This window comes from Ruegeria sp. CG11 (genome assembly GCF_056537245.1).
Genome location: NZ_JBQFRE010000052.1, coordinates 1 through 2,816, shown reverse-complemented (window position 1 = coordinate 2,816; position 2,816 = coordinate 1). Strand labels below are relative to the sequence as shown.

Genomic DNA, 2,816 nt, shown 5'->3' with positions numbered 1-2,816 from the left:
CAGGTGCTGCTGCGCTGGCGGCACCGCTTTATAGCAAAAGCGCGCTGGCGTCCTCGGGTGAGATCAACATTCTGATGTGGTCGGATTACCTGCCGCCCAGCTTCATTCAGGAGTTTGAGACTCTGACCGGGATCAAGGTGAACTACACCGGTATCGGGTCGAACGAAGAAATCATCAACAAGATGAAGGCGACTAAGGGTCAGGGCTTTGACATCGTGTCGCCGACCAACAACCGCTCGTTGCAATGGGAGCCGCTGGAACTGCTGCAACCCTTCGACATGAACAAGGTTCCGATCGATCTGGTGAACCCGGCGATGGCGGCGATCGGCACGGATGCGTGGAACTTCGGTGACAGCGGCGTCCACTGGCTGCCGCATATCTGGGGCACCGAAGGCATCGCTTACCGCACAGACCTGTGGCTGCCGGAAGGCGACGCGCCGTCTTATGGCGATGTCTGGTCCGAAGAAAATGCTGGCAAGACCATGGGCCGTGCGCATTCGATGATGCTGGGCGCAGGTCTGTACATGGAACGCGCCGGTGAGATGGAGCCGGGCTCGGTCTGGGCCGCGTATGGCGATGAAGAGACCATGCGCAAGGTCTGGGGTCAGATCACCGACTGGTGCATTGCACGCAAGAGCCGGATCAAGCTGATCTGGAACGATGCGGATACCCAAAAGAACGGCCTGCTGAACGAAGGCGTTGTGGTCGGTCAAACCTGGGACGGCCCGCCGCTGGCGTTGAAATCGGCTGGTGAGCCGGTGCACTATCAAGCCCCGATCGAAGGTGCGATGGCCTGGGTTGACGGCATGGCGATGCCGACAGGCGCGGCCAATATCGACCAAGTCTATGCCTTCATCGACTTCGCCTTCCAGGCGAAACCGGCCGGTGTTGCGATTGACAGCCACGGCTACAACTCGCCTGTTCTGGGCGCCGACCAGTATTCAGGCGACACCTACAAGAAGAACTTTGCCGAGGCCTATCCGGGTGACTCGCTGGCGAACCTCAACCCATGGCCGGCCGAAGCGCCGTGGTATGCGGAAACCCGCACTGAGTTTGTCAACAAGTTCAAAAGCGCCTGATTGCTTTGAAACGCTGCCCTCCGCCATTGCGCGGGGGGCTATCCATTCGCGCGCCGTTTCGGCGTGACGGACCCTATTTTGGTGCGGTCAGCATCCGCACCTGACGGAGATACCAAAAATGAGTGCAGGGGTCGGTGTAGATCTTGAAAATCTGTGGATCCGTTTCGGTGACTTTGTCGCCGTACGGGACGCCAATGTGAATATCAACGGGGGCGATTTCTTTTCGTTCCTTGGCCCCTCGGGCTGCGGCAAGACGACGATCCTTCGCGCAGTTTCCGGGTTTCTGGACCCAAGCGAGGGCCGGGTTCTGATCGGCGGCAACGACATGCAGGGCATCGGTCCGAACAAGCGTCCGACGGCTCTGATTTTTCAGAACCTGGCGTTGTTCCCGCTGATGAAAGTGTGGGAGAACATCACGTTCTCGATGGAGATCAAAGGTGCCAGCGCCAAGGAACGCCGCAAGCGCGCCGACGAATTGCTGGACATGATCGCGCTGCCGGGGCAGGGCGACAAACTGCCCAGTGAACTTTCGGGCGGTCAGCGTCAGCGTGTTGCGATTGCACGTGCTTTGTGCGCCGAGCCTGACGTGCTGTTGCTGGATGAACCGCTGTCGGCACTAGACCTCAAGCTGCGTCAACACATGCGGACGGAACTGCGGGAAATTCAGCAGCGGGTTGGCATCACCTTCATCTACATCACCCACGATCAGGGCGAGGCCCTGACCATGTCGGACAACATCGCCGTCATGCGGGCTGGGGTGATTGATCAGATCGCGGATGGCAAGACGATTTATAACGACCCCAACACCGCCTTTGCGGCCTCATTTGTGGGTGAAAACAACGTGTTCCGTGGCAAGATCAAGCAGGTCATGGGCAGTGAGGCGCTGATCGAGACCAACCGCTCGGGCGATCTGGTCGCGCGGATTTCGACGGCCAATCAGGGCACGATGAAAGTGGGCGACGACGCCATGATGTTCATCCGCCCCGAAGCCCTGGCCATCGCGCCCGACGGTGCCACCGGCGATCACTTTGTCACCGCGCGGGTGAATCACGAGGAATTTGAGGGCAACGTCTTCAACATCTTCACCGAAGGTGAGGGCGGCAAAGAGATCAAGGTGTCGATCCCGAACCACGGTCAGTCCTTTAAGGATCACACCGGACAAAACATCACGCTGGAATATGAAACCCAGAACGCGGTTCTGGTTCCGGCGGGTGAACTGGCCGCGGAATAGGGGGAAGACCACATGCCCCGCTTTCTGAAGGACTTCTTCAACCGCAACGGCACCGGCATGGGGCTGGCGATATTGGGTCTGGTTCTGTTCTGGACCATCGGCCTGATCATCCTGCCGCAGCTGTCGATGCTCGATTTCTCATTCCGTCCGAACCTGCCGCCACCAGAGATCGGCGGGCCAAAAGACGTTTATACGCTGGAGAACTACAAATACCTGATCTACGGCCCCGAAGGCGGCAGTCAGAACTATAACGCAGTCGATCTGCGCGTATTTTTCCGCACGCTGCTTGCGGCCGTGTGTGTGACGATCTTCAACCTGATCATCTGCTATCCGATTGCCTATTATCTGGGTCAGTCCAAGGGCAACCATATTCGCATCTTCGCGATCATGCTGATCATCCCCTACTGGATCAACGAAATCCTGCGGGCCTTCGCGCTGCGGATCATCTTCGGCGAGACCGGCGTGCTGAACACCCTGTTCATGGGTTTGGGCATCTGGGACACACC

Annotated in this window: 3 protein-coding genes; all 3 read left to right on the top strand. The window is 58.6% G+C overall.

Going from position 1 to position 2,816, the window contains the following annotated elements:
- The coding region (locus ACR0KW_RS24160) for an extracellular solute-binding protein (protein ID WP_480807299.1) at window positions 1-1,079 on the top strand (1,079 nt) is incomplete at its 5' end.
- Window positions 1,080-1,197: 118 nt separating this feature from the next.
- A complete protein-coding gene (locus ACR0KW_RS24155) occupies window positions 1,198-2,310 on the top strand; it encodes an ABC transporter ATP-binding protein (RefSeq protein ID WP_480807298.1) in 1,113 nt (370 codons plus the stop codon).
- Window positions 2,311-2,322: 12 nt separating this feature from the next.
- Window positions 2,323-2,816 (top strand): ABC transporter permease (locus ACR0KW_RS24150; protein ID WP_480807297.1); only part of this gene is annotated, 494 nt, incomplete at its 3' end.

What these genes read in the sequence shown, in the direction of transcription:
- ACR0KW_RS24155 (WP_480807298.1), top strand. Translation starts at nt 1,198, where the DNA reads ATGAGTGCAGGGGTCGGTGTAGATCTTGAAAATCTGTGGATCCGTTTC.